The 25,387-nt window shown below is 71.6% G+C and carries 23 protein-coding genes; 17 read left to right on the top strand and 6 right to left on the bottom strand.

What is annotated here, in order from left to right:
• Positions 1-191 precede the first annotated feature (191 nt).
• The 15 genes from AB0H88_RS01320 (at position 192) to AB0H88_RS01250 (ending at position 18,197) form a co-directional block, all read left to right on the top strand.
• The gene (locus tag AB0H88_RS01320; protein WP_357639719.1) at positions 192-1,157 is read left to right on the top strand and encodes a dihydroorotate dehydrogenase; all 966 of its coding nucleotides are present in this window, start codon (positions 192-194) and stop codon (positions 1,155-1,157) included.
• A complete protein-coding gene (gene pyrF, locus AB0H88_RS01315) occupies positions 1,154-1,852 on the top strand; it encodes an orotidine-5'-phosphate decarboxylase (protein WP_357639717.1) in 699 nt (232 codons plus the stop codon). The genes AB0H88_RS01320 and pyrF overlap by 4 nt, the downstream gene beginning before the upstream one ends.
• A gap of 598 nt (positions 1,853-2,450) precedes the next feature.
• Complete coding sequence (gene mihF / locus AB0H88_RS01310; protein ID WP_214637712.1) at positions 2,451-2,774, top strand: integration host factor, actinobacterial type; 324 nt, start codon at positions 2,451-2,453, stop codon at positions 2,772-2,774.
• Positions 2,775-2,913: 139 nt separating this feature from the next.
• Positions 2,914-3,486: a guanylate kinase gene (gene gmk / locus AB0H88_RS01305; protein WP_357641967.1), complete on the top strand. Its 573-nt coding sequence runs from the start codon at positions 2,914-2,916 to the stop codon at positions 3,484-3,486.
• 5 nt (positions 3,487-3,491) lie between these two features.
• Complete coding sequence (gene rpoZ / locus AB0H88_RS01300) at positions 3,492-3,761, top strand: DNA-directed RNA polymerase subunit omega (RefSeq protein WP_214637710.1); 270 nt, start codon at positions 3,492-3,494, stop codon at positions 3,759-3,761.
• Between the two features lie 8 nt (positions 3,762-3,769).
• Positions 3,770-5,014, top strand: coding sequence for a bifunctional phosphopantothenoylcysteine decarboxylase/phosphopantothenate--cysteine ligase CoaBC (coaBC, locus tag AB0H88_RS01295; RefSeq protein WP_357639714.1), 1,245 nt, complete (start codon positions 3,770-3,772; stop codon positions 5,012-5,014).
• A 28-nt stretch (positions 5,015-5,042) separates the two neighbouring features.
• On the top strand, positions 5,043-5,411 hold the full coding sequence (locus AB0H88_RS01290; RefSeq protein ID WP_357639711.1) for a hypothetical protein: 369 nt from the start codon (positions 5,043-5,045) through the stop codon (positions 5,409-5,411).
• A 119-nt stretch (positions 5,412-5,530) separates the two neighbouring features.
• Entirely contained in the window at positions 5,531-6,718 is a 1,188-nt protein-coding gene (metK, locus tag AB0H88_RS01285; protein ID WP_219532887.1) for a methionine adenosyltransferase, read from the top strand.
• Between the two features lie 143 nt (positions 6,719-6,861).
• Positions 6,862-9,345, top strand: coding sequence for a LuxR C-terminal-related transcriptional regulator (locus AB0H88_RS01280; RefSeq protein ID WP_357639708.1), 2,484 nt, complete (start codon positions 6,862-6,864; stop codon positions 9,343-9,345).
• Between the two features lie 186 nt (positions 9,346-9,531).
• Entirely contained in the window at positions 9,532-12,003 is a 2,472-nt protein-coding gene (locus tag AB0H88_RS01275) for a primosomal protein N' (protein ID WP_357639705.1), read from the top strand.
• Between the two features lie 49 nt (positions 12,004-12,052).
• Positions 12,053-13,564 carry a hypothetical protein gene (locus tag AB0H88_RS01270; RefSeq protein ID WP_357639702.1) on the top strand — a complete coding sequence of 504 codons (1,512 nt, stop codon included), beginning with the start codon at positions 12,053-12,055 and terminating at the stop codon, positions 13,562-13,564.
• A gap of 38 nt (positions 13,565-13,602) precedes the next feature.
• Entirely contained in the window at positions 13,603-14,937 is a 1,335-nt protein-coding gene (locus AB0H88_RS01265; protein ID WP_357639700.1) for a hypothetical protein, read from the top strand.
• Positions 14,938-14,963: 26 nt separating this feature from the next.
• Positions 14,964-15,512: a peptide deformylase gene (def, locus tag AB0H88_RS01260; RefSeq protein WP_357639698.1), complete on the top strand. Its 549-nt coding sequence runs from the start codon at positions 14,964-14,966 to the stop codon at positions 15,510-15,512.
• Between the two features lie 2 nt (positions 15,513-15,514).
• Positions 15,515-16,444: a methionyl-tRNA formyltransferase gene (gene fmt / locus AB0H88_RS01255; RefSeq protein WP_357639695.1), complete on the top strand. Its 930-nt coding sequence runs from the start codon at positions 15,515-15,517 to the stop codon at positions 16,442-16,444.
• Positions 16,445-16,469: 25 nt separating this feature from the next.
• On the top strand, positions 16,470-18,197 hold the full coding sequence (locus AB0H88_RS01250) for a transcription antitermination factor NusB (RefSeq protein ID WP_357639694.1): 1,728 nt from the start codon (positions 16,470-16,472) through the stop codon (positions 18,195-18,197).
• A 42-nt stretch (positions 18,198-18,239) separates the two neighbouring features.
• Here AB0H88_RS01250 and AB0H88_RS01245 read toward each other — a convergent pair whose 3' ends face one another.
• Both AB0H88_RS01245 and AB0H88_RS01240 read right to left on the bottom strand, forming a co-directional pair.
• Complete coding sequence (locus AB0H88_RS01245) at positions 18,240-19,217, bottom strand: serine hydrolase domain-containing protein (RefSeq protein ID WP_357639692.1); 978 nt, start codon at positions 19,215-19,217, stop codon at positions 18,240-18,242.
• 32 nt (positions 19,218-19,249) lie between these two features.
• Positions 19,250-19,819 (bottom strand): TetR/AcrR family transcriptional regulator, encoded by a 570-nt coding sequence (locus AB0H88_RS01240; RefSeq protein WP_357639690.1) that lies wholly within the window; start codon positions 19,817-19,819, stop codon positions 19,250-19,252.
• A 141-nt stretch (positions 19,820-19,960) separates the two neighbouring features.
• Between AB0H88_RS01240 and AB0H88_RS01235 the strand changes: the two genes are divergently transcribed.
• A complete protein-coding gene (locus tag AB0H88_RS01235; RefSeq protein WP_357639687.1) occupies positions 19,961-20,899 on the top strand; it encodes an aldo/keto reductase in 939 nt (312 codons plus the stop codon).
• A gap of 126 nt (positions 20,900-21,025) precedes the next feature.
• Here the strand turns inward: AB0H88_RS01235 and AB0H88_RS01230 are convergent, their stop codons facing one another.
• A complete protein-coding gene (locus AB0H88_RS01230) occupies positions 21,026-21,235 on the bottom strand; it encodes a hypothetical protein (RefSeq protein WP_357639685.1) in 210 nt (69 codons plus the stop codon).
• A 358-nt stretch (positions 21,236-21,593) separates the two neighbouring features.
• Between AB0H88_RS01230 and rpe the strand changes: the two genes are divergently transcribed.
• Positions 21,594-22,292 carry a ribulose-phosphate 3-epimerase gene (rpe, locus tag AB0H88_RS01225; protein WP_357639683.1) on the top strand — a complete coding sequence of 233 codons (699 nt, stop codon included), beginning with the start codon at positions 21,594-21,596 and terminating at the stop codon, positions 22,290-22,292.
• A 55-nt stretch (positions 22,293-22,347) separates the two neighbouring features.
• Here the strand turns inward: rpe and AB0H88_RS01220 are convergent, their stop codons facing one another.
• The 3 genes from AB0H88_RS01220 to AB0H88_RS01210 are packed head-to-tail and all read right to left on the bottom strand — an operon-like array spanning position 22,348 to position 25,369.
• Positions 22,348-23,379 (bottom strand): dipeptide ABC transporter ATP-binding protein, encoded by a 1,032-nt coding sequence (locus tag AB0H88_RS01220; RefSeq protein ID WP_357639680.1) that lies wholly within the window; start codon positions 23,377-23,379, stop codon positions 22,348-22,350.
• On the bottom strand, positions 23,376-24,389 hold the full coding sequence (locus AB0H88_RS01215; protein ID WP_357639677.1) for an ABC transporter ATP-binding protein: 1,014 nt from the start codon (positions 24,387-24,389) through the stop codon (positions 23,376-23,378). Before AB0H88_RS01215 ends, AB0H88_RS01220 begins: the two co-directional genes overlap by 4 nt.
• Positions 24,389-25,369 carry an ABC transporter permease gene (locus tag AB0H88_RS01210; protein WP_357639676.1) on the bottom strand — a complete coding sequence of 327 codons (981 nt, stop codon included), beginning with the start codon at positions 25,367-25,369 and terminating at the stop codon, positions 24,389-24,391. The genes AB0H88_RS01215 and AB0H88_RS01210 overlap by 1 nt, the downstream gene beginning before the upstream one ends.
• Positions 25,370-25,387: the final 18 nt, after the last annotated feature.

The raw sequence follows: 25,387 nt of genomic DNA, 5'->3' as shown, positions 1-25,387 counted from the left end.
CCCTGCCCGCGTCTCGCGCGATCTGGTGGCTGTTTCTGTGCGGCGCCCGCGTCCCGCTTCTGTGCGGCGCCCGCGTCCCGCTTCTGTGCGGCGCCCGCGTCCCGCTTCTGTGCGGCGCCCGCGTCCCGCGCGATCTGGTGGCTGTTTTTCTGCGGCTTTTCTGCGGCGGGTGAGCTGACGTGTCGGTAGATATGCGGACTTTTCTGGCGCATGTGGAGCTCGCCAACCCCATCACCACCGCCGCCGGCTGCGCCGCCTCGGGCCGCGAGCTGGCCCAGTTCTTCGACCTGCACCGCCTGGGCGCCCTGACCACCAGTTCGATCACCATGGCCCCGCGCGCCGGCCGCCCCACCCCCCGGATGGCCGAGACGCCCTCGGGGATGCTCAACGCCGTCGGCCTCCAGGGCCCGGGCATCGACGCCTTCCTCGAACGCGAGCTGCCCTGGCTGGCCCAGCGCGGCATCAGGACCATCGTGTCGATCGGCGGCGGCACCGTGGCCGAGTACTCGGCGTTGGCCCGCAGGCTGGCCGACGCGCCCGGCGTCACCGCCCTGGAGGTGAACCTGTCGTGCCCGAACATCGAGGACCGCGGCCGGGTCTTCGCCCGCGAGGGCAGCGCCGCCGCCGAGGTGATCGCCTCGGTGCGGTCCATCATGCGGTACGACGTCCCGGTGGTCGCCAAGCTGGCGCCCGACGTGGCCGACATCGTGGCGGTCGCCCGCGCCTGCGTGGACGCCGGGGCCGACGCGCTGTCCATGATCAACAATCCGCTCGGCATGGCCATCGACACCGAGGCGCTGCGGCCCTCGCTCGCGGCCGTGACCGGCGGGCTGTCGGGACCGGCCATCCTGCCCCTTGCCGTACGGTGCGTGTGGCAGGTGCACGCCGCCCTGCCCGGGGTGCCGCTGATCGGCGTCGGCGGCGTGACGACCGGCAGGGACGCCTTCCAGCTCATCCTGGCGGGCGCCTGCGCGGTCGGAGTGGGGACGGCGCTGTTCCACGACCCCTACGCGTGCCTGCGCATCGAGCGAGAGCTTGAGGACCTGCTGCGGGCACGTGGCTTCCAGCGCCTGGCCGACGCGGTCGGCCTGGCCCACCGTCCGCCGGGGAGCGCCCCCCGGCACCTGCTCGTCGACTCCGAGGAGAGCTCCCTTTGACGCCCGCACCCATCGCCGTCGCCCTCGACGCCCCCGACCTGGAGACCGCCGCCAGGTGGGCCGCCCTGGTGACCCCGCACGTCACCACGGTGAAGATCGGGCTGGAGCTCTATCTGCGCTACGGCCCCGACGTGATCGCCTCGATCCGGGGCGCGAGCGGCGTACAGGTCTTCCTGGACCTCAAGCTGCACGACATCCCCAACACGGTCGCGGCGGCGGCCAGAGCGGTCTCCCGGCTGCGCCCGGCCATCCTCACCGTCCACGCGGCCGGTGGCCCCGCGATGATCCGCGCGGCCGTCGAGGCGGCCCCGGACACTCAGATCGCGGCGGTCACGGTGCTGACCTCGCTGTCGGAGGCCGACCTGAGCCGCATCGGGCTCGCCGGCCCCGCCTCGGACGCGGTCCGCCGCCTGGCCGTCCTGTCGGTCGAGTCGGGCGCCACGGCCCTGGTGTGCTCGCCGCACGAGGTCGTCGACCTGCGCTCGGAGGTCGGGCCGGAGATCACCCTCATCACGCCCGGCGTACGCCCGGCCGGGGCGGACAGCCAGGACCAGGCACGGGTGGCCACGCCGGAGCAGGCACTGGCGGACGGCGCCGACCTCCTGGTCATCGGCCGCCCGATCACCGCCTCCCCGGACCCGGGCGCCACGGCCGCCGCCATCGCGTCCTCCTTGCGGCGCACGACCCCCTTCTGAGGGGTACGCGCCCCTTGGGAGGTTCGTGCTCCTGACGGGCCTTCGCGCGTGCCCATCGCGCCCCTTGGGAGGCGTTTGTACTCTGACAGGCCTTCGCGCGTGGCCCATCGCTCCCGTGTGTGGTTCGTACCCGGGCGGGTCCGTGAGTCCAGCCGTCGTCACCCGGCCGTGGTGGAACCGCTCCCATGGGTACACGTCACGGCGGGTGGCCGTGTACGCACGGTGAGCGCTTCCCCGGAGGGACGCCGACCCCAGAACGGCGTCCCGCGACGACCCGCGCACGGTCGTGAGAACACCCCCGCAGGGCATACGGATGCCCACCTCGGGCGGGGTTTCGGACACAAACCCGTGCACGTTTCGGACACCGCTCCCTGACGGGTGGGTGATCATCATCGTACCCCCACGGCGCTTCCTGTGTGTAAGGAAGAAGAGGGAAGTGAGGGGGATTTGATCAGCACTCTGTAGTTTTACATACACGGAGAGTGATGAAGTGGATTTTGTGAGGAGAGAAACCGCCATTGACGTTGCTTAGGGGGCGATGACCAGCTAGTTTCCCTTCCCGTCCGAGTACATCGACAGAAATTCGAGGTGACCCGGCGTGGCTCTTCCTCCCCTGACCCCTGAGCAGCGCGCCGCAGCCCTGCAAAAGGCTGCCAAGGCCCGTAAAGAGCGTGCCGAGGTCAAGAACCGGCTCAAGCATGGCGCGGTTTCTCTGGCTGAGGTGCTCAAGGATGGGCAGACCGACGACGTCATCGGCAAGATGAAGGTGTCGGCTCTGTTGGAATCGCTCCCAGGCGTGGGCAAAGTCCGCGCCAAGCAGCTCATGGAGCGGCTTGCCATCGCCGAGTCCCGCCGCGTGCGGGGTCTCGGTGCGAACCAGAGGGCCTCCCTCGAGCGCGAGTTCGGTGGCAACGAGAGCTAATCTCGGTTCCACACGAAAGCGCAGGTTCAACGGGGGGTAGGAAGTGACCGACAGGTCCAGGTCCGGCAGTGTTTGGGCCCATGAGGCAGTCGGATCTGGAACGAGGGTCGGCGACTTCCTCCCCTCGAGCGAGCGGCGCCTGACGGTCCTGTCCGGACCGTCGGGCGTCGGTAAGTCAACGGTCGTCGCCGAGCTCCGGCGGGCACACCCCGAGGTGTGGCTGTCGGTCTCGGTGACAACCAGGAAGCCCCGGCCCGGCGAGGCGCACGGGCTGCACTACTTCTTCGCCGACGACGCGGAGTTCGACCGGCTCGTGGAGTCGGGTGAGCTGCTGGAGTGGGCGGAGTTCGCGGGCAACAGGTACGGCACGCCGCGCGCCCCGGTGCTCGACCGGCTCGCCGCGGGCATGCCCACGCTGCTCGAGATCGACCTGGAAGGCGCCAGGCAGGTACGGCAGAGCATGCCGGAGGCCCTGCTGGTGTTCCTGGCCCCGCCCTCCTGGGAGGAGCTGGAGAAGCGGCTGCGCGGCCGCGGCACCGAGCCGGAGGACGTCATCGCCCGCCGGCTGGAGGCCGGGCACGTCGAGATGGCGGCCGAGAAGGAATTCGACCTCACGCTGGTGAACACGAGTGTCAAAGAGGTGTGCCGCCGGCTGATAGCCTTGATGACTGACCCTCAGGGGGTCATCGAAACCACCAACCGAGAGGTCTGACAATCGTGGCAGGAATTGCCCCGGTCGCAGAGGGCATCACCAACCCGCCGATCGACGCGCTGCTCGACATCGTCGACAGCAAGTATTCCCTGGTGATCATGGGTGCCAAGCGCGCCCGCCAGATCAACGCCTACTACTCCCAGCTCGGCGAGGGCCTGCTCGAATACGTCGGGCCGCTGGTCGAGACGCACGCGCAGGAGAAGCCGCTGTCCATCGCGCTGCGCGAGGTGGCCGAGGGCCTGCTCAACGCCGAGCCCATCGAAGGCGCGGTCTGACCTGTTAGATGAAGAAAGTCGTCCTGGGCGTCAGTGGGGGCATCGCCGCGTACAAGGCGTGTGAGCTGCTGCGCCTGTTCACCGAGTCCGGGCACGAGGTGCGGGTCGTCCCGACCCGCGACGCCCTGCGGTTCGTGGGCGAGCCCACCTGGGCGGCGCTGTCCGGCCACCCGGTGACGACCGACGTGTGGGAAGACGTTCACGAGGTGCCCCACGTACGGATCGGCCAGCGGGCCGACCTCGTCGTGGTGGCGCCCGCGACCGCCGACGTGCTCGCCAAGGCCGCTCACGGCCTGGCCGGCGACCTGCTCACCAACACGCTGCTGACCGCGCGCTGCCCGGTGGTGTTCGCGCCCGCGATGCACACCGAGATGTGGCAGCACCCCGCCACCCGGGCCAACGTCTCGACGCTGCGCGAGCGGGGCTCTGTGGTGATCGATCCCGCGGTCGGGCGCCTCACCGGCGCCGACACCGGGCCAGGGCGCCTGCCCGATCCCGCCGAGATCTTCCAGATCTGCCTGCGCGTACTGGCCGATCGCCCACGCGACCTGACCGGGCGTCGGGTCGTCGTCTCGGCCGGCGGCACCCGCGAAGCCATCGATCCGGTCCGTTATCTGGGCAACCGGTCCTCCGGGCTGCAGGGCTACGCCCTGGCCCGCACGGCCGTCGCCCGCGGGGCCCAGGTGACGCTGGTGGCCGCCAACGTGTCCCTGCCCGATCCGGCCGGGGCCGACGTGGTGCGGGTGGAGTCGGCGGCCGAGTTGCGCGAGGCGGTGCTGACCGCCTCGGCCGCCGCCGACGTGGTGGTGATGGCGGCGGCCGTGGCCGACTTCCGGCCCGCCGCGCGGCAGGACTCCAAGATCAAGAAGTCCGATGGCGACCCCGAACCTCTCCATTTGGTGAAAAATCCAGACATCCTGGCCGAGCTGGGGGAGCGCCGACACGCCGCGGGGCCGCACCCCGGGGTGGCCGCCTGGCCGCACCCCGAGGTGATCGCCGGGTTCGCGGCCGAGACCGACGACGTACTCGCCAACGGGCAGGCCAAGCTCGCCCGCAAGGGCTGCGACCTGCTCGTCGTCAACCAGGTCGGCCCCGGCCTGGCCTTCGGCACGCCCGACAACGCGGCGACCGTGCTGGTCGCGGGCGGCGAGCCGGTGGAGATCCCGCGCGGTCCCAAGGACGACGTCGCCGACGCGGTCTGGGATCAGGTCGCCAAGCTGTTGCGGCATCCCCGAACGCCTGCCGATACTTAAGACATAAGGGGGCAAAAGGGGGCGGGGAATGCCGGTGAGTTCCACTGTCAGAGATCGATGCAGAACGTTGCTCGGCGATCAGGGGGAGATCCGCTACGTCTTCCCCGCGCTGTCCCTGGGCCCGCCGGGCACGGCCAACTTCCTGATCGTGGTCACCGACACGGCCATCTCCGTCCTCGCCACCAGGATGCTCCGGAGCGACCGCCCGGTCTCCGTACACGCGACGTTCCCCCGCCACACGAGGCTCGGTCCGATCATGCAGGCTTCCGGTCCGGTGATCGAACTGGGCGTGATGGCGTTCGAGTTCGAGGAGGAGTACGCCGCCGTGGTCGCCGCCGCCGACGCGGAGATCTTCGCGCCGGAGACGCTGCCCCCCGACCCCCTGCCCGACCTGTGAACGACCCGTTTCGCGACATGCCCGTGGGTGGGGCTAGACTTCGGCGAGGCACTGGCCGGGGTGTACAGTCGCCGGAGCCCGCACGTCCGTCAGCAGCCGCTGCATGAGGAGCCACTGAGTTGTCACGTCGCCTGTTCACCTCCGAGTCGGTCACCGAAGGCCACCCGGACAAGATCGCCGACCAGATCAGTGACGCGATTCTCGACACCATGCTCAAGGACGACCCCAAGAGCCGGGTCGCCGTCGAGACGATGATCACTACCGGCCAGGTCCATGTCGCAGGCGAGGTCACGACCGAGACCTACGTCGACATTCCCGGCGTCATCCGGGAGAAGATCCTGGAAATCGGCTACGACGCCTCCCACAAGGGCTTCGACGGCGCCTCCTGTGGCGTGTCGGTGTCCATCGGGGCGCAGTCGCCCGACATCGCGCAGGGCGTCGACGACGCCTACGAGCACCGGGTCGACGGCGACATCGACGAGCTCGACCGCCAGGGCGCGGGCGACCAGGGCCTGATGTTCGGCTACGCGTGCCGCGAGACGCCCGAGCTGATGCCGCTGCCGATCACGCTCGCGCACCGGCTGGCCCAGCGCCTGTCCGAGGTGCGCAAGTCCGGCACCGTCCCCTACCTGCGGCCTGACGGCAAGACCCAGGTCACCATCGAGTACGACGGCGACCAGCCGGTCCGTCTCGACACCGTGGTCGTCTCCACGCAGCACGCTGCCGAGATCGACCTCAAGGAGATGCTGACGCCCGACATCAAGGAGCACGTGGTCGACCCCGTGCTGGCGGGCCTCGACATCGACATCGAGGGCTACCGCCTGCTGGTCAACCCGACCGGCCGGTTCGAGATCGGCGGTCCGATGGGCGACGCCGGCCTCACCGGTCGCAAGATCATCATCGACACCTACGGCGGCATGGCCCGCCACGGTGGCGGCGCCTTCTCCGGCAAGGACCCGTCCAAGGTCGACCGCTCGGCCGCCTACGCGATGCGCTGGGTCGCCAAGAACGTCGTGGCCGCCGGCCTCGCCGACCGCTGCGAGGTCCAGGTCGCCTACGCCATCGGCAAGGCCCAGCCGGTCGGCCTGTTCGTCGAGTGCTTCGGCACCGAGAAGCTGCCGGTCGAGAAGATCCAGGCCGCCGTGCTCCAGGTGTTCGACCTGCGCCCGGCCGCGATCATTCGCGACCTCGACCTGCTGCGCCCGATCTACTCGGAGACCGCCGCTTACGGGCACTTCGGCCGTGAGGGCTTCTCCTGGGAGTCGACCGACCGCGCCGAGACGCTGAGGTCCGCCGCCGGTCTGTGACCGTTCCCGCCAGATGCCGCACCCCCGCCGTGGGGTGCGGCATCCGCGTTTTCACGGCCGGTCGGGCGGGGGCCGTTCCCTGAGGGGGGACGTGGAGACGTAACGTGGTCTCCTTGGATCTTCCGGAAACTGGGGAATGGATCATGTCATGGCGTGCCACGGCGACCAGCTTCGTGGGTCGCCGTCAGGAGGTCGCTGACGTCCGGCGGATGCTCCAGCGCAGCCGCCTCGTCACCGTCACCGGCATCGCCGGAGTGGGCAAGACCCGCGTGGCCGTACGGGCGGCGCAGCTCATGCGGCGGGCCTTCACCGACGGCGGCCGCTTCGTCGAGCTGGCCGGGCACACCGACCCCGAGTCCCTCGAAGAGGTCATCGCCCAGACCCTCGACGTCACCGGTGACCTGACCGCGCAGCTGTCGCGCCGCCGCCTGCTCCTGGTGCTCGACACCTGCGAACACCTGACCGACGCCTGCTCCACCCTCGTACAGTCGCTGCTGCGCGCGGCGCCCGGCCTGCACGTGCTGGCCACGAGCCGGCAGGCGCTGCGCGTCCCCGGTGGGCACGCGGTCATCGTCCGGCCGCTGGCCGTACCAGGTGGGGAGTCGGCGCCCGCCGACGTGGCGCGCGTCGAGTCGGTGTCGCTCCTCCTCGACCGGGTCGCGGCCGTAAATCCCGGCTCCGATCCCGGCTTCGAGCTCACCGATCGGAACGCGGCGTCCGTCGCCGAGCTCTGCCGCCGTCTGGAGGGCATCCCGCTGGCCATCGAACTGGCCGCCGTCCATGTCCGCCGGTCGCCCGTGGCCGAGCTGCTCGCGCAGATGGACGCGTACGGTGGCCCGGACCCGCTCGGTGGCCCGAACCCGCTCGGCCGCCTGGCTCTGGACGGGCACCTGGCCCCGGACGGTCGCCCGGCTCTGGACGGGCACCCGGTGGCGCCGGACGACAACGGGCGGTGGGCCGCGTATCCAGCGGACGCGGGCGGCCCTCGGGGGAGGCGTTCGCGGGATGCGGGTGCGCAGCGGAGCGGGGACGCGACCACGCAGGCCGTGATCGCGTGGAGCTACGGGCTCTGCTCGCCTGAGGAGCGCCTGCTGTGGGAGCGGCTGACCGTGTTCGCGGGGACGTTCGAGCCGGCGGCGGCCGAGGCGGTCTGCGCCGGTGGCCCCCTGCCCGCCGCGCGCGTGCGTCCCACACTGGCGGCGCTGGTCGAGAAGTCGATCCTGGCCATGGAGCAGGACGCGGGGCAGACGGCCTACCGCATGCCCGACAGCGTGCGCGAGTTCGCCGCCGCCCGCCTGGCGGGCACCGTCGAGCGGGGACGGCTGCGGGCACGCCACCGTACGCACTACTCCGCGCTCGCTGAGGCAGCAGGCCATGACCGGGGTCACTCGGCGGGTCGTGACCGTGGCGAGGAGATGGCCCGGGTCAGAGCCGAGCCGGCGGGCAGTGACCGAGGTGCGGAGACCGTCTGGGGCAGGGCCGAGTGGTCCGACCTGCGGGCCGCGCTCGAGTCCTTCGCCGCCGATCCGGCCGCCCGCGAGCGCGGGCTGCGGATGGGCCTGCGGCTGGGGCGGCTGTGGAGGTTCGGGGGCATGGCCCGGTACGGGCGCCGCTACCTGGAACGCCTGCTGCCCATCACCTCCTGCCCCGACCCGGTACGGCTCGACGCCCTGCTGCTGCTCGCCCACCTGGCGGCCGGCGGAGGCGACCTGGGCGCGGCCGGTAAGGCGATCGAGGAGGCCGAGGCACCTGCGGCCCGGCTGGGCCCGCGCGGCGCTCTCCACCTCGCCAAGGCGCGCGGCACGGTGAGCCTCTGCGCGGGCGACCTGCCCGCCGCCGAACGCCACCTGACCCGGAGCATCGACGGCCTGCCGCCCGGGGAAGGCGCCCATCGGCTCGACGCCACCGTCGAACTGGGCCTCACGCTGCTGCTCGCCGGCCGTACCGGCGAGGCGGAGGAGGTTCTCGTCCGGGGCCGCGCGCTCGGCCGGGAAGCGGGCGACGGCGCCACCGCCGCCTGGACGGAGCTGGCGCTCGCCCTGGCACGGCGAACGGCGGGGCAGTACGCGGAGGCGGACACCCTGGCCAGAACGGCCCTGCGGACGCAGGTGTCGCTGCACATGACGTTCGGGCGGGCGCTCTGCGTCGAGCTCCTCGGCCGGCTCGCCGCCGACCAGGACCGGCCCGCCCGCGCCGCCCGGTTACTGAGCGCGGCGCAACGGTTGTGGGGGTACGAGGTAAGCCCTCTGCTCGGCGCGCCGATCCTCGCCGCCGAGCGCGACAGCCACCACAGGGAACTACGCGAGAGCCTCGGCCGGCAACACGGCAAGGCCATCGCCGAGGGCCGCGCCATGTCGGAGGAGGAGACGATCGCCGACGTGCTCGCGCCGGGCGTCACGCCTCCCGCCCCGGCCGTGCCGTTCTGGGCGCCGCTCACCCCGCGCGAGGCGGATGTCGCCGAGCTGGTCGCCGCCGGGCTGACCAACCGGCTGATCGCGCAGCGGCTGGTCGTCGCCCGGCGCACGGTGGACTCTCACATGGAGAACATCCTCGCCAAACTCGGATTCTCCGGGCGGAGCCAGGTCGCCGCCTGGGTGATCGGGCGGCGGCAGCGCGAGCAAGGTTGAGCCCTGTCTGCGGCTTGGGGGCCGGGCACGCGTGGGGCTCAGGGGCCGGGTAGGCGTGCAGCTTGGGTCTGAGAGGGCGTGGGGCTCGGGGACCGGGTAGGCATGGCTTGGGGCCGGGTAGGCATGGGCTTGGGTGCGAGAGGCGCGCGGGCGTTGCCGGTGGTCCGGGTCTGGTAGACGTAATGCGTGACCGACTCCGATGCCCTCCTGCCGCTCGACGCCGTGCGGAGGGTGGAGCCGTCCAAGCCCGGTAAGGGGGCGCCGGTTCCCGCTCCTTCGCGGCCGGTGGCCCGGGTGGCGGTCGACAATCCGCTGCCGCATCTCGACCGGCCGTTCGACTACCTGGTGCCGGCGACGATGCATGAGACGGCCGAGCCGGGGGTGCGGGTGCGGGTGCGGTTCGCCGGTCAGCTGGTGGACGGGTTCGTGCTCGAACGGGTCGAGGAGAGCGACCACACGGGCAAGCTCACCGCCCTCGAACGGGTCGTGTCGAGCGAGCGGGTGCTGACCGGGGAGATCGCGGGCCTGGCCAGGGCGGTCGCCGACCGCTACGCGGGCACGCTCGCCGACGTCCTGCGCCTGGCCATCCCACTCCGCCACGCCAGGGCCGAAGCGAGCCCCCCAAGACCCGTCGAAACGGCCGCCGCGCCAACCGATCCGGTTCCCAGTACGTCCGGAGATGCGGCACCTGGTAAGCCAACGGGTCCGGTTTCCGGTATGTCCGGAGATGCGGCGCCTGACAGGTCAACCGGTCTGGTTTCCGGTATGTCCGGAGATGCGGCGCCTGGCACGTCAACCGGTCTGGTTTCCGGTACGCCCGGTGGCGCGGCGATCGGTACGCCCACCCCTCCGGTCACCGACACGACCGTAGGCGCTCCCGCCCCGGCGGACGACGCGTCCGCGGGGGCCTGGGACGACTACCCGATGGGGCCGTCGTTCCTCGACGCGCTGCGCAACGGCCGGGCGCCCCGGGCCGTATGGTCGGCCCTGCCGGGGGCCAAGGGCTGGGCCGGGGCGGTGGCCGAGGCGGTCCGCGCGACGCTCGACGGCGGGCGGGGCGCGGTCGTCGTGGTGCCCGACGGCAAGGACGTGGCACTGGCCGACGCCGAGCTCACCCGGGTGCTCGGTGACGGGCGGCATGTGGCGCTCACCGCGGACCTGGGTCCGGCCGAACGGTACCGGCGCTGGCTGCGCGTCCTGAGAGGGCAGGTGCGGGCGGTCGTGGGCACCCGGGCCGCCGTGTTCGCCCCCGTGGCCGCGCTCGGTCTGGTGGCCATCTGGGACGACGGTGACGACCTTCACGCCGAACGGCTGGCCCCCTACCCGCACGCCCGCGAGGTTCTCGCGCTGAGGGCCCATCGCACGGGCGCGGCCATGCTGATCGGTGGCTACACGCGTACCGCCGAGGCCACGCAGCTCATCGCCAGCCGCTGGGCCAGGCCGATCGTCGCCGCCCGCACCACGATCAGAAGCCTCGCGCCCCGCGTACATCCCGCCGGAGAGGACGCCGAGCTCGCCAAGGACCAGGCCGCCCGCCAGGCGAGGCTGCCCAGCCTGGCCTGGCGGGCGCTGCGCCAGGGGTTGGAGTCCGGTCCGGTGCTGGTCCAGGTGCCCAGGCGCGGCTACCTGCCCGCACTGGCCTGCCAGAACTGCCGCGCCCCCGCCCGCTGCGCGCTCCCGCCCACCCGTCTCAGCGCCCTCGCGGCTCCCGGAGCCGAGGCGAACGAGCCCAACGCCGACATACCCGGCCTGGCCATGGCGGCGACGGCCGGCCGCGCGTCCGGCGGCGGGACGAAGCAGGGCGGGACGAAGCAGGGCGGGACGAAGCAGGGCGGGACGAAGCAGGGCGGGCTGAGGCTCGACGGTGACCCCACTGCCATGGGGCACCCGTCGTGTCATGGCCCGCTCGCCCTGCGAGGCGGTCACGCCGCCCCCTACTGCCGCTGGTGCGGCCGGGTGGACGCCGGCTGGCGCTGCCCGAACTGCGGTGGCCACCGCCTGCGAGCCGTCGTCGTGGGCGCCCGCCGTACCGCCGAGGAGCTGGGCCGGGCCTTCCCCTCGGTCCCGGTACGCACCTCGGGGCGCGACGGCGTCCTGGCCACCGTGCCCGCCGCCCGGGCCCTGGTCGTCGCCACGCCCGGCGCCGAGCCGGTGGCCGAGGGCGGCTACACGGCGGCCGTGCTGCTGGACGCGTGGGCGCTGCTCGGCCGGCCGGACCTGCGCGCCTCCGAGGAGGCGCTGCGCCGCTGGACGAACGCCGCCGCCCTGCTCCGGCCCGGTGCCGAGGTGGTGGTGCTCGGTGACGCCGCGCTGCCGGTCGTACAGGCGCTGCTGCGCTGGGACCCGATCACCCACGCCGAGCGTGAGCTGGCCGAACGCGCCGAGCTGGGCTTCCCGCCCGCGGTACGGATGGCGACGCTCACGGGTAGCGCCGCCGCGGTCCGGCAGATGCTCGACGAGACGCGCCTGCCCGACGGCGCCCAGGTGCTCGGCCCCGTGCCGGTGGACGAGGCGGGCAGGGAACGCGCCATGATCCGCGTTCCGCGCGGCGGCGGCGCCGCGCTGTCCGCCGCGCTCAAAGGGGCCAGTGGGGTACGTGCGGCCCGTAAGGCACCTGATGTCGTCCGGGTGAGTGTCGACCCTCTCGACCTGATTTAAGCGGTTTCCCCGATTCGCTCATCTGTAAGCCAGCCATTAGCGTGCCCCTGTGTCGATCGAATGGGTGAACCAGGCCATCGACGACCTCCGTGCCTGGGGGCGCGCGCGGGGCGTCGTGGTGGACGCGGACGAAATCCGCTTGCTCTGCGACTACGCCAGCGACTATCTCAACGTCAACGAGCTGGGCGACTTCACTCCCGCGACCTTCGACGAGCTGCTGCTGTCCATCTACCCTCGCAAGGTCATCGCACCGCCGGAGAGCGCGCCGGAGACCGTGGCCGCCGCCCGTACCCTCGTTGATTTCCTGCAGCAGGCGGGCGCGGTCGGCGAGGAGATCGCGGCGGCGATGCGCGAGGAGCTCACCGGCATCGAGCCGAAGCTGCCCGAGGCGCTCGCCGACACGGCCAACTTCGGCATGGCCAAGAGCCTGTTCAGCTCCATCGGTCCCGAGTCGCTGGAGCAGTCGGTCGCGATCCCCTCGGGCGAGCTGCCCGACCTGGGGGAGGCGCCCTGCGACTGTCCGGGGTGCGCGCCGCTGCCGGCCGTACGACTGGCGGAGCCCGACGCGCTCGTGGCTGAGCTGGCGAACGTACCGCTCCTGGCTGGGAAACCCGGAAAGGCCGGAAAGTACCGAGATCTGGAAAAGGAGCTGCGGCGCGACGTCGGCGACGACCCGCTCCAGATGTGGGCCGAGATCGTCGCCCACATCGTCGAACGCGACACCCGCGGCACCGTCACCGGCTCGGCCGAGCTCGACGAGGAGCTCTACGACCTGTTCGACATGCTCTACCGGCTGCGGGCGCCCGTGCCCGTCAGCGTGATCGGCGACTACCTGGAGGAGGTCGCGGACGCGGGCGGCGCCGATCTGGGCGCGGTGCTCGACCGGCTGGCCTGGTGCGGCATGGTCGCGGTCGAGGGCGAGGCCGCCGGGCTCACCCCGCTGGCCGTGTGGGGGCTGCGCGAGCACTACCTGGCGCTCGGCCTCGACGCCCCGCAGGCCGCTGACCTGGCCGCGGCCGACGCGACCGGGCTGATCGAGGGGCTGCTCGACGGCATGCCCACCGAGCTGGCCGAAGAGGACATCAGCCGGTGGCTGGCCGGCCGCACCCCGGTCACGGCGGCGGCCGAACTGCTGGCCGCCGCGTCCGGCGCCCCCGCCGTGGCGCGCGGCATCGCGGTGACCATCGTCGACCGGCTGGGCGCCGAGGCGGAGCCCGAGGTACGCGCCTGCCTGGAGGACCAGGAGCTGCGCCCGCACGCCATCCACTGGCTGACCGCCCGAGGGCTGGCCGCCCCGCACCTCAGCCAGGAGGAGCTGCTGTGGGTCAGCATCGACATGCTCGCCCTGGCGCTGCCGGCCGCCGAAGAGGCCCCGGAGATCTTCGCCGAGAACATGGCCGCCTCCGGCCCGCCCGCCCACCTCATCGAAGAGATGTGGCGCGTGGACCACCCCGACGTCGTAGACGTGCTGGAGCTGCTCGGACGCTCGCTGCCCGACGGTACGGTGGCCAAGGCGGCGCGCAAGGCCGCCTTCAAGGCACGCTCCCGAGCCATCCGTTGAGTACGCTCATGTGACTCGTGTGCAGTAAGTTTCGTGGGGTGGCAAACAACGTCTTCGACCTCGCCGAGCTGCGCAAGCTGATCGATGAGCAGTCCGCCGTGCCCCCACGGCCACCCGAGGAGACTCCCGTGGCGGAGCAAGAGGCGCTGACGTTCCCGCCTGTCCCGCTGGCTTCCGACGCCGAGCTGGCCGCGATCGTGCCCACGGTGCCGCTCGTCGCCGACGCCATCCGGCTCATGAGCTGGACCGGCACCCGCGAGGTCACCCCGGAAGGGCTGCCGGTCGAGGCCGACGCCCACGCCGCCGCCGCCGAGCTGGACCTCGACGCCGCCCGGCTCCGCCTCGTCTGGATCGTCGCCGTCAACACCGGGCTGCTCCAGATCTCCGGCGGACGCGCTTCTCGCGGGCCGCTGCCGGCCCAGCTCTCGGTCGAGGCGACGCTGGAGTTCTGGGACGGCGTGGTCATGGACGTGCTCGACCGCGCCGACGAGGGCCTGACCGGCTCGGCCGTCGTCGACGAGCACCTGGCGGAGATGCTGGCCACCGTCTACTCCGTACGTTCCGGCGTCGCGATCGCCAACCTCGCCCGGGGCATCCTGCAGTCGCACGAGGTCGCCTGCGAGCCCGGCGCCATCGAGATGCGCAGACTGGCCGCCTCGCTGCCGGCCGAGTTGCTCGACGCACTGTCGCTGCTGGCCTACTGCGGCCTGGTCGAGCAGACCGCGGCCGGCCGCACCGCGCTCACCTCGCTCGGCGTCTGGGCCGTACGCAGGGATCTGCTGCGCGAGGGGCACGACGCGCCGACGACGGCCGAGGTCGAGGTGTTCGCCGACCTGTCCGCAGCCGAGCTGGTCGAGGCCCTGGTCAAGGGCGCCGCGACGCAGAGCGCCGTCGCCGGCTGGCTGGAGCGTAGGCCGCCCGCGCAGGCCGCGCACGACCTCATCGAGATCGCGGCGGAGGGCACCGCGGGGCAGCGCGGCGCCGTCGGCGCCATCCTGGAGGAGCTGGGGCCCGAGGCCGAGGCCCCCGTACGCGATGCGCTCGACCTGCCGCTGATGCGCCGCTACGCCGCGTCCTGGCTGCACATCCGCGACCTCGAAGCCCCCACGCTCAGCCCCGACGACCACACCTGGATCGCGGTCGACTCGCTGGCCGCCCTCATGCACCTGTCCGGCCCCGTCACGGGCCGGCTGGACCCCGAGCCGGGCGAGGACCTGATCCGGCTCATCGGCCAGATGCCCGCCGTAGGCCACCCGGACACGATCGCGGTGCTCGACATGCTCGCCACCGCGCACGACGACAAGGCCGTCGTCAAGGCAGCCCGCAAAGCCGCGATGAAAGCCCGATCGCTGGCGCACACTAAACTGGGCTGACCCACCTGACGAAACGGAGTGACCCTTTGGCGATCCAGTCGATCCGCCTGTTCGGAGACCCGGTGCTGACCACCGCGGCGGCACCGGTCGTCGACTTCGACAAGGAGCTCCGCAAGCTGGTCAAAGACCTCACCGACACGATGATGGACGCTCCCGGCGCCGGGCTCGCGGCCCCGCAGATCGGCGTCGGGCTGCGGGTGTTCACCTACTACATCGACGAACAGCTCGGCCATCTGATCAACCCCGATCTCGACCTGTCCGCCGAGATCGACGAGGAGGGCGAGGAGGGCTGCCTGTCCTTCCCCGGCCTGTCGTTCCCGACGCCACGGGCCATCCGCGCCGTCGCCAAGGGCTACGACATGCACGGCGAGCCGGTCACGCTGGAGGGCACCGACCTGATGGCCCGCTGCTTCCAGCACGAGACCGACCACCTCGACGGCATCCTGTTCATCGACCGGATGGACGCCAAGCAGCGCAAGCTGGCGATGAAGGCCGTCCGCGAGGCGGAGTGGAGCGGGCTGTCCGTCCCCATGGTCAAGTTCTCCCCGCACACCACGGGCGGGAGGGCACTCTGACGATGCGCCTGGTCTTCGCGGGCACGCCCGAGACGGCGCTGCCGTCACTACGCGCACTGATCGACTCGCCGCGGCACGAGGTCGTCGCGGTCGTCACCCGGCCCGACGCCCAGTCGGGGCGCGGTCGCAAGGTGCACCCGTCGCCGGTGGCCGAGCTGGCCGAGGAGGCGGGCATCGAGGTGCTGCGCCCGGCCAAGGCCGGCGACCCGGAGTTCCTCGACCGGCTGCGCGGGCTGGAGCCCGACTGCTGCCCCGTGGTCGCCTACGGGGCGCTGCTGCCGCAGTCCGCGCTCGACGTGCCGCCGCTCGGCTGGATCAACCTGCACTTCTCGATCCTGCCCGCCTGGCGGGGCGCCGCGCCCGTCCAGCACTCGATCCTGCACGGTGACGAGATCACCGGCGCCTCGACGTTCCAGATCGTCAAGGAGCTCGACGCCGGGGCGGTCTTCGGCGTCGTCACCGAGGAGATCCGTCCTGACGACACCAGCGGCGCCCTGCTCGAACGCCTGTCGGTCTCGGGCGCCGAGCTGCTGTCGGCCACGCTCGACGGGGTGGCCGACGGCAAGCTGCGGGCGGTTCCCCAGCCGGCCGACGGGGTCAGCATCGCGCCCAAGATCAACGTGACCGACGCGCGGGTCGACTGGTCCGCGCCCGCCATGCGCGTCGACCGCCTGATCCGCGCCTGCACGCCCAACCCGGGCGCCTGGAGCGAGTTCCGCGGCCACCGGCTGAAGCTCGGCCCGGTCCGGCTCGCCCCCTCGGCAGAGCCACTGGCCCCCGGCGCCATCGCCGCCACCAAGAACACCGTGCTGGTCGGCACCGCGACCCACCCGGTCGAGCTGGGCGAGCTCCAGCCACAGGGCAAGCGGCTGATGAGCGCGGGGGAGTGGGCGCGCGGTGTGCGTCCTGAGAGCGACGACAGGTTCGAGTGAGACCAGGTTTCGAGTGAGAAACGACATGGGACAGGGCCCACGCCGCCAGAACGACGGACGGCCGACCGGGACCGGGCACGGCAGCGGCGGCCGAGCGGGCCAGGGCGGTCAAGCCGGCGGCCGGGGCGGTCAGAGCGGTGGCCAGGCCGGGCGTGGTGGTGGCCGGAGCGGTCAGGCCGGGCACGGTGATGGTCGCGCGGGTGAGGGCGGCGGGCAGGCCGGTCAAGGTAGTGGCCGGGGCGGTCAGGGCGGGGGTCGTGGCGGTGGCCGGGGCCGGCCGCGGGGTCCCGCGCGTGACCACGCGCGCAATGCCGCCTTCGACGTCATGCGGGCCGTAGACGAGCGTGACGCGTACGCCAACCTCCTGATGCCGCGCCTGCTGCGCGAGCGCGGGGTGAAGGGGCGTGACGCGGCGCTGGCGACCGAGCTGGCCTACGGGACGCTGCGCGGGCTCGGGACCTACGACGCGATCATCGAGATGTGCGTCGACCGGGCGCCCGACTCCGACGTGCGCGACGCCCTGCGGCTCGGCGCCCACCAGCTGCTCAAGATGCGCGTTCCGCCGCACGCCGCGGTCGGCACGACGGTCGATCTCGTACGGTTGCGCATCGGGGCGGGCGCCGCCAAGTTCGTCAACGCCGTGCTGCGCAAGATCGGGTCACGGACCATCGAGGAGTGGATCCCGATCGTGGCCCCCGACGAGGCCCACGACCCGGCCGGGCATCTGTCGGTGGCCTACAGCCATCCGCGGTGGATCGTCAGCGCGTTCCGCGACGCCCTGGGCAGCCGGGCCGACGAGGTCGCCGACCTGCTGGCCGCCGACAACGCGCGGCCGCTGGTGACGCTGGTCGCCCGGCCCGGCCGCAGCTCGGTCGAGGAGCTGGCCGACAGCGGCGCCGACCCGGGCCGCTACTCGCCCTACGCCGCCTATCTGCCGGAGGGCGACCCTGGCAGGATCCCGGCCGTCGCCGAGACCCGCGCGGCCGTCCAGGACGAGGCCAGCCAGCTCGTGGCGCTCGCCCTCACCCGCGTGCCGCTCGACGGGCGCGACGAGCTGTGGCTCGACATGTGCGCCGGACCGGGCGGCAAGGCGGGCCTCCTCGACGCCATCGCCACCTACGGCGACCTCGCGGCGTCCGACGACCGTTACCTTGGCGGTGGCGGTGGCGGTGGCGGTGGCGGTGGCGTCGCGGCCGCTGACGACCGTTATCCCGCCGATCCTGTGGGGCTCGGGGTTCGGGCGGTGGCCTATCCGGGTGGGGCCCGGTTGCTGGCCGCCGACGTGCAGTACCACCGGGCCCGGCTGGTCTGGCAGACCACCCGGGACGCCGCCGTGGTCGCCGCCGATGGGACAGAGCCGGCCTGGCGGCCGGGTGCGTTCGACCGGATCATGCTGGACGCGCCCTGCACCGGGCTCGGAGCGCTGCGCCGTCGCCCCGAGGCGAGGTGGCGGCGCGATCCCGCGGACATCGCCGAACTGGGCCGGTTGCAGCGGCGCCTGCTCGACGCCGCCCTCGACGCCGTACGGCCCGGCGGGGTGGTCGCGTACGTCACCTGTTCGCCGCACCTGGCCGAGACCCGGGTCGTCGTCGGCGACGTCGCCGGTCGGCGCGGCGACGTGGAGCAGCTCGACGCGCGCGACTACCTGCCGGAGATCGACGGGCTGGGTGACGGCCCGCACGCGCAGTTCTGGCCGCACCGCCACGGCACCGACGCGATGTTCCTCGCCCTGCTCCGCAAGCGCCCGATCTGAGTGGATCATGTTCGCGTTTCCCGGCGTGATGGGCGCTGGGAATCAGGCCCGCTCGTCCTTCGACGGGAAGCTCGAACTGGTCACCTCATCGAGAAGGGCGTCGAGGAGCGGGACTCGGCGTTCGGTGTGGTCGTTGATCGCCAGGAGAGCCACGCTCAGGTCCAGGTCGGGTACTCGGGCGTGCAGGGCACGCAGGCCCGTCCAGCCTCCTCCGTGCCGATAGACGCGGTGCCCGGCGTGTGATCGGACGCCGACGCCCCAGGCGTAGTCGATCGGCCTCCCGTCATCGAGGCGTCCAGGAGTCTGCAGGAGCCCCGAGATGCCGAGTTCATCGGCGTTGAGCGCCTGGCCCCAGCGCAGCAGATCGCTGACAGTAGTCCATACCCCTCCGTCACCCAGGGACAGCGGGGCGGGATGAAGACGGGCGAGCGGCGCGGCGCCCGGGGGCGTTGGGTCAGGCCCGGGCCAGTAGCGGGTGTCCGCCATCGCGAGCGGGACGAAGAGGTTGTGCTGGGCGAAGTCGGGCAGCGGCATGTCTGCCGCCCGTTCCACCACCGCGGCCAGGCAGACGTATCCGGCGTTGGAATAGACGTGTTCGGTGCCCGGCCGACGGTCCAGGTCCGGGAACTGGCCGAGTGCTCGGATGATGCCTGGGGTGGTCCGGTCGGCGTCGCCGGTGATGAGGGCATCGATCTCGGCGTCTATGGGAAGGGCGGCCGTGTGATGGACGAGGTGCCGGAGCCGGATGGTGCCGGCCCACGCCGGTAGGTGGGGAAGCCAGCGCGACAGGGTCGATTCCATGTCCAGGGCGCCATCTTGGGCAAGCAGCGCCGCGCAGGCCGCGGTCATCTGTTTCGACAGCGATGCCGCGTAGGCGAGCGTCGCGGCGGTCACTGACAGCCCTTGGGCGAGGAGTACGGGTGGCGCGCCGCCTTGCCGCATCCCGACCACGATCGGTTCGTCGCTGCGGTAGCCGGCTTCGGAGACGAGGGTTGTTAGGCGTTGGTGTATCTGGGACACGAAATGATCCTTCGGGCTGCCCCGCACCCCCGCTAGCGGCCTGGATTGGGGAGTAGGGCGTCGACGAGCAGGTCGAGGAGGCGGCTGGTCTGCTCGGGTGCATCGAGGGCCGTCGTGGCGAGAAAGATGCCAAGGAGCATCGCCGCGACGTCGTCGGGGTCGACGTCCGCACGGAGTGAGCCCGTGTCGGCGCCCTTGGCGAGGATCGTCGCGATCGCGCTGGTGATGCGTTCCCTGGTGGTGGCTGTCGGGATGCGGCCTGAGGCCTGGCCGGCGCGCAGTGCGTCGGCCATGCCGCGTTTCATCGCGGCGAACGCCCCGTAGCTGTCCAGCCAGGCGCGCAGCGCGAGCTGCGGCGGGAGCTGGTCGAGCAGGGCCGGGACGCTCGTGGTGATGTTGTCGAGTTCGGCGGCGTAGACCGCCTCCACGAGCGCTTCGCGGGTGGGGAAATGGCGATAGAGGGTGCCGATCCCGACGCCCGCCTCACGGGCGATGCCTTCGAGCGGGACGGTGTCGTCGGCGGCCGCGAAGGCGGTCCGGGCGACGGCGATGAGCTTGTCCCGGTTGCGCTGTGCGTGGGCGCGGAGCGGACGCTGTGTCATGGCCGGCTGTTCCGCGGAAGTGCCGGCGGACGCCGGTTCGGGCGAAGCCAAAGTGGAGGTACCTCCGATATTGCTCTATAGTCGGTCAGAGATACCGGAGGCTCCTCCGATATCTCCCGAATCTTACCTGGACGGATTCTCATGACCTCCAGCAACACCCTTTCCGACGAGTCGATCAATGCTCCTCGGCCCGGCGGCACCGCTCAGTTCGCCGGGCGTACCGTGTCCCGCATCGGATATGGCGCCATGCAGCTCGGACGCCTGCACGACGATCGTGACGCGGCCCTGGCGGTCCTGCGCCGGGCGATCGACTTCGGCGTCGACCACATCGACACCGCCCAGTTCTACGGCAACGGCTTCGTCAACGGGCTCCTCCGCGAGGCGATCCGGCCGGAGGACGATGTCATGGTCGTCAGCAAGGTCGGCGCCACCCCCGACCCCGACGGTCCGATCCCGCTGCGGCTCGCACAGCGGCCCGAAGAACTCCGCGCCAGCGTCGAGGACAACCTCATCAGCCTCGGCCTGGAGCAGATCCCGGTCGTGAACCTGCGCCGTACCGACTCCGGTCCCGGAGTGCGGGCCACGGGCGATCAGGTGGTCGACATCGACGACCAGCTCGCCGTGATGACGGCGATGCGTGACGAGGGCAAGATCGGCGCGCTCGGGCTGGGCAGCGTCACCCTCGACGGGCTGCGCCGAGCGATCCCCGCCGGCATCGTCTGCGTGCAGAACGCCTACAGCCTCGTCACCCGCGACGACGAAGCCGTGCTCGAACTCTGCCGGACCGAGAACATCGCCTGGGTGCCGTTCTTCCCCCTCGGCGGCGCCTTCCCCCAGATGCCGAAGGTGACCGACGAAGCGGCCGTCCTCGCCGCGGCGGCGTCCCTCGGCCGCACGCCCGCACAGGTCGGCCTCGCCTGGCTGCTGCACCACGCGCCGCACGTCCTGCTCATCCCCGGCACCGCCGGCATCGAGCACCTCGAAGAGAACATCGCCGCCGGTGCGATCACCTTCGACCGCGCCATGCTCGCCACGCTCGACGCCATTCCCTCCCGCTCGGCAGAGGTCCCGCTCGGCTGATTCCTGCTGATGGAGAGTTCGTGGGGCAAGCCGCCGCGTGCGCATCTGTGCGCTCGCGGGCGGTGTGTGGACCGATGCGGCCCTCGCTCTTCAGCCGGTCGAGCCCCTGATCGTCTCAGCCAGAGCTCAGCGCGACGGCGTTTGCGCCAGAGCCACCAGGATTTGGTCCAGTTTGGCGTTAACCTGACCGAAGCGCTCATCCATCTGCTCGAAGCGCTCACCAACCTGACCGAAGCGCCCATCGGTCAGGTCCTTCAGGTCATTTAGGCGATCACTGAGGCGCTGCTCAAGCTGGTCCAGGTGCTCCTTCGTGGCCAGCGAAGCGTTGCCCGCCATGATTTCCCCGAAGACAGGATCGAGCGGCTGCTCGGTGACAGGGTGATCGGCGCGGTCAGTCAGCCGGGCGGGTTATCCGAGGGCTTGGCCGCGCGCGTGCGTCTGGCCGGTGGCGGGGGTGCATTCGTGAAGGCAGCGAGTACGTTGACGGCGCCGGCGGTGGCGGCCTTCCACCGCAGGGAGATCGCGATCTCGCGGCGGCTTCCCCGGACGGTGCCGGCACCGCGATTGCTGGACGCCTATGACACGCGCTCGGCCTGGCCTCGCTGCGCCGGCTACGGGACCGCCGGTGAAACCCGCTCACTGGCGAAGGCCCCGCACCGCCACGGGCGGCGCCGTTCAATAGACTCTGACCATCATGGCCCTACAGATCTCGCCCAGCATCCTTGCCGCCGACTTCGCCAGGCTCGCCGACGAAGCCGCGGCCGTCACCAATGCCGACTGGCTGCACGTGGATGTCATGGACAACCACTTCGTGCCCAACCTGACCCTCGGGCTGCCCGTGGTCGAGGCGCTGCGTAAGGCGACCTCGATGCCGCTCGACTGCCACCTCATGATCGAGGACCCCGACCGCTGGGCCCCGCCCTACGCCGAGGCGGGCGCGGGCAGCGTCACGATCCACGTGGAGGCGGCGAAGTCGCCGGTGCGCACGCTGCGCGAGATCCGGTCGCTGGGCGCGCGGGCGGCCATCGCGTTCAACCCGGCCACGGCGATCGAACCCTACGAGGATCTGCTGGGTGAGATCGACATGCTCCTGCTGATGACGGTCGAGCCGGGGTTCGGGGGGCAGAAGTTCCTCGACATGGTGCTGCCCAAGGTTCGCCGGGCCCGCGCCCTGATCGAGCGGCACGGCGGGCAGATCTGGCTCCAGGTGGACGGGGGAGTGGACGCGGACACCATCGAGCGCTGCGTGGTGGCCGGGGCGGACGTCTTCGTGGCGGGGAGCGCCGTCTATGGCGCCTCGGACCCGGCGGCGGCGGTCGACGCCCTCCGGTCCCAGGCCGAACAAGCTCAGGCCGAACGGTCTCAGGCCGAACAGGCTGCCGACCGGTTGTGAAAGACGTCCGGCCCGCCGTGAGAGCACGGCGGGCCGGACGGTCGGACTACAGCGATCAGGCCAGCGCCGGGTCCAGCACCACGTCCTCGCCCTGAGTGGTGGGCGCCTCGGGGAAGTGGCAGGCGGTCAGGTGGCCGTCGCGGTTGCCGGACAGCCGCGTCAGCGGCGGCTCCTCCACCTCGCACTTCTCCTGCGCCTTCCAGCACCGCGTACGGAAGCGGCACCCCGACGGCGGGTTGAGCGGCGACGGTACGTCCCCCGCCAGCCGGATCCGCTGCCGCGCCGGCCCCTCCACGTCCGCGTCCGGCACCGCCGACAGCAGGGCGTGTGTGTACGGATGGCGCGGCCGCTCATAGAGCGAGTCCCGGTCCGCGATCTCGACGATCTTCCCCAGGTACATGACCGCGACCCGCTGCGAGAAGTGCCGGACCACCGCCAGGTCGTGCGCGATGAACAGGAACGCGATCCCCATGTCCCGCTGCAACTGCTGCAGCAGGTTGATCACCTGAGCCTGGATCGACACGTCCAGCGCGGACACCGGCTCGTCGGCCACGATCAGCCGGGGCTCCAGGGCCAGGGCCCTGGCGACACCGATGCGCTGCCGCTGCCCGCCGGAGAACTCGTGCGGGAAGCGGTTGTAGTGCTCCGGGTTCAGGCCGACGATCTCCAGCAGCTCCCTGGCACGCGCCTCCCGGCCGCCGGGCGGGTTGATGTCGTTGATGTCCATCGGGCCGCGGATGATCGAGCCGACCGTGTGCCGCGGGTTCAGCGACGAGTACGGGTCCTGGAAGACCATCTGGATCTCGGGCCTGATCGGCTTGAGCTCGCGGCGACCCGCGTGGGTGATGTCGCGGCCGTCATAGGTGATGCTGCCGCCGGTCGGCTCCAGCAGCCGGGCCGCCAGCCGTCCGGTCGTCGACTTGCCGCAGCCCGACTCACCGACCAGGCCGAGCGTCTCGCCCGCGTGCACCGTCAGGTCGATGCCGTCGACCGCGTGCACCACGCCGACCTGGTGCTTGACCAGGAAGCCGCCTCTGACGGGGAAGTGCTTCACCACCCCGGACAGCTCCAGCAGCTTCTCCGTCACTTCGTCTCCTCAACTGGTCGCCGGCGCTGCTCCGCCTTCTGTTTGAGCGTCAGGAAGCACGCGTCGCCGTGGCCGTGTTCGGGCGACAGCTCGGGCCGATCACCGGCACACACCTCCTTGCCCAGCAGCTTCATGTAGTCGCAGCGCGGGTGGAACGGGCAGCCGGACGGCAGGTTGATCAGGCTGGGCGGGGTGCCGCGCACCGGCTCCAGCGGCAGGTCCACCGGGCGGCGCAGGCTGGGCATCGAGCCCAGCAGCCCCCAGGTGTACGGATGGCGCGGCTCGCGCAGCACCTCGTGCATCGTGCCCCGCTCCACGGCCCGCCCCGCGTACATGACCAGCACGTCGTGCGCGGTGTTGGCCACCACGCCCAGGTCGTGGGTGATCAGGACGATCGCCGTGCCCGACTGCTCCTGCAGCTCGCTCAGCAGGTCGAGGATCTGCGCCTGTACGGTGACGTCGAGCGCGGTCGTCGGCTCGTCGGCGATCAGCAGCCCGGGATCGCAGACCAGCGCCATGGCGATCATCGCGCGCTGGCGCATGCCCCCGGAGAACTGGTGCGGGTAGTCGTCGACGCGGACCTTCGGCTGCGGGATGCCGACCCGGTCCAGCATCTCGATCGCCCGGTCCCGCGCGGACGAGCGCGAGACGCCCTTGTGCTTGCGGTACACCTCGGCGATCTGCGCGCCGATCGTGTGGAACGGAGACAGCGACGTCAGCGGGTCCTGGAAGATCATCGCGATCCGGTCGCCGCGCAGCTTCTCCATCGTGGACCTGGAGGCGCCGATCAGCTCCTGGCCGTCGAAGGTGATGCTGCCGGAGATCTTCGCCGTCTCCGGGTTGTGCAGGCCGAGCACGGCCAGGTTCGTCACCGACTTGCCCGAGCCCGACTCTCCCACGATGCCGAGCGTGCTCCCCTGCTCCACCTGGAACGAGAGCCGGTCCACCGCGTGGACCACGCCGTCCTCGGTGTGGAAGTCGACGGTGAGCTCGTTGACCTCAAGGAACATCAGCTCAGCCTCACGCGGGGATCGATGACGGCGTACAGGGCGTCGACGACGATGTTCATCACCACGATCGCGCCCGCCGCCACCAGGACGGTGGCCATCAGGGTGGGCAGGTCGGAGTTGTCGACCGCGCGGACCGACAGGCGGCCGATCCCCTGCAGCCCGAACGTGGTCTCGGTGATGATCGCGCCGCCGATGAGCTGGCCCAGGTCCACGCCGAAGATGGTGACGATCGGGGTCAGCGTGCCGCGCAGGGCGAAGCGCAGCACCACGCTCCTGCCGGACATGCCCTTGGCCCTGGCGGTTCGTACGTAGTCCTCAGCCAGGTTCTCCACCATCGTGGAGCGGGTCATCCTGGTGTAGTTGGCGGTGAAGATGATCGCCAGCACGATCCAGGGCAGGAGCAGCCCCCCGAACCAGCCGAGCGGATCCTCGGTGATCGGGATGTACTTGGGCTGCGGGAAGATGTGCGCCTGGTAGACGAAGAAGTACATGGTCAGCGTGCCGACGAAGTAGATCTGCATCGAGGCGCCGACCAGCGACGAGATGCTGGCGATCTTGTCGAGCGGCTTGCCCTGGCGCAGCGCGGCGAGGATGCCGGTGGCCACGCCGAACGTCAGGAAGATCACCGAGGCGCCGATCGTCAGCGCGATGGTGACGGGCAGCCGGTCGATGATCGTCTCGAAGACCGGGGCGCGGTTGACGAAGGAGTAGCCGAGACAGGGCGCCGGGCAGTTGCCGAGGCCCTCGTAGTTCCGGCCGAAGAAGATCCCCCCGAGCCACGACACGAACTGCACCACGACCGGCTGGTCGAGGCCCAGGTTGTGCCTGGCCTGCGCCAGCGTCTCCGGCGGGCAGACCTTGCCGCACGCCAGCCGCGCCGGGTCGGCGGGGATCACGAAGAACAGGAAGAAGGTCACCCCCGAGATGATCACGAGGATGACCGCGGCGCCGATGACGCGGCGGGTCAGGAATCGAAGCACGAGATCTCCAAAAGGGCG

This window comes from Nonomuraea sp. NPDC050680 (assembly GCF_040654555.1).
Classification (GTDB): Bacteria; Actinomycetota; Actinomycetes; order Streptosporangiales; family Streptosporangiaceae; genus Nonomuraea.
Note: the sequence above shows the minus strand (reverse complement) of the source record. Positions and strands in the feature narration are given on the sequence as shown.